Source organism: Pseudomonas sp. HMSC066A08, from assembly GCF_001813025.1.
GTDB classification, from domain to species: Bacteria; Pseudomonadota; Gammaproteobacteria; order Pseudomonadales; family Pseudomonadaceae; genus Pseudomonas; species Pseudomonas aeruginosa.
The window spans coordinates 1-1,069 of the sequence record NZ_KV811313.1 but is presented as its reverse complement, the minus strand read 5'-3'; the positions used below and the strand labels follow the sequence as shown (position 1 = coordinate 1,069).

Genomic DNA, 1,069 nt, shown 5'->3' with positions numbered 1-1,069 from the left:
GATCGACCGTGGAGTAGAAGCGCACGCGCTTGCCGTGCCGGGTGATGCCGGACACGGCCAGCGCAGTGGCCAGGTGGGTTTTACCGGTGCCAGGCCCACCGATCAGCACCACGTTCTGCGCGGTGTCGGTAAAGGCCAGACTGGCCAGTTCGCTGATCAAACGAGCGTCTGCGCTGGAGGCGCTGAAGTCGAAGCCGGCCAGGTCGCGGTGCATCGGCAGCTTGGCCATGTTCATCTGGTGGCTCACCGAGCGCATGGCGCGATCTGTGTGCTCTTGTTCCAGCAGGTGTTCGAGCAGCCACTTGGACGAGGCTGTGTTCGACTCACCCTGTGCAGTTAACTCCGCCCAGGCCGTGGCCATGCCGTGCAGGCGCAGCTCCTTGAGTTCCGCCATCAAATCACGCATGACCGATCTCCTTGGTCTGGCCACGCAGGCGGTCGTAGCGCGCCGTGTTGGCGACGGGGGCTTCCTTGAGCGACAAGTGGGTTTCGACGCTGGGCGGCGGTTCGGATGCTGTCAGCCGTGCCACGACATTGAGGATGTGTTCGGCGCTCAGGCTGCCGCTCTCCAGTACCAGCTCAACGGCTACCAGCACGGCATCGAGTCCGGCGACCGGTACGGCAGCCAGGACTTGCGCCATGATCCGGTCACCGCCGGCATGACGCCCCAGACCGTGCTTAAGCTGACGCAGCGGCGCTGGCAGATCAGTAAAGGGCGCTCCGTTGCGCAGCGCGCCGGGCTTGCGCTCAATCAGCGGGATGTAGTGCTGCCAGTCGTAGCTGACCTGTTCGCGATCCAGCAAGCGCGCATGGCTGGCAATCAGCGCATCATCGGCCACCACCTCGATGCGGGTCGGATACAAACGGCTGCTGACCCACTTACCCGCGTACTCACACGGCACCGAGTAACGGTTGCGCCCGACACTGACCAGGCAGGTGCTGGAGACCCGCGCAGGCCGCTCGACGTAACCGTCGAAGGCCGCGGGCATAGGCATCAGTTCGGCGCGCTCCAACTCCAGTACCTCGGCCACACTGAGCCCGCTGTATTGAGGGTGCGTCAGCTCGTTCC

The 1,069-nt window shown here is 64.6% G+C and carries 2 pseudogenes; both read right to left on the bottom strand.

What is annotated here, in order from left to right:
* Positions 1 to 406: pseudogene (istB, locus tag HMPREF2886_RS19485) on the bottom strand (IS21-like element ISPst3 family helper ATPase IstB); the annotation flags it as partial.
* Positions 399 to 1,069: pseudogene (locus HMPREF2886_RS19480) on the bottom strand (IS21 family transposase); the annotation flags it as partial. The pseudogenes istB and HMPREF2886_RS19480, both read right to left, overlap by 8 nt.